We start from the raw sequence: 294 nt of genomic DNA on the forward strand, positions 1-294 counted from the left end.
CACCTGTTTTAATTAAGTCTTCAACCTCCAAAAATGAATCATTTGTATAAGTATCACAATAAATAAATTCTTTTAATTCTTCTAGTAATATTTCATTAAAAATTAATTGTCCATTTTCATTAGTTGCGGTTTCTCTCTTACACAATATGTTTATTTGCTTTATACTATCTTCTAATTCTAATACTTGTTGTTCTAAATTTTTTATAGTTACTTCAAGTATTACTTTTTCATCATTATTCTTAGTTATATCTGCTGCTACTTTGGCAGCATTAATAGTATCTTTATTTGTCTCAT

The 294-nt window shown here is 24.5% G+C and carries 1 pseudogene; it reads right to left on the minus strand.

From position 1 onward, the window contains the following. A pseudogene (locus IC213_RS21420) lies at nucleotides 1–294 on the minus strand (hypothetical protein); the annotation flags it as partial.

This window comes from Clostridioides sp. ES-S-0049-02 (assembly GCF_020658465.1).
Lineage (GTDB): Bacteria > Bacillota > Clostridia > Peptostreptococcales > Peptostreptococcaceae > Clostridioides.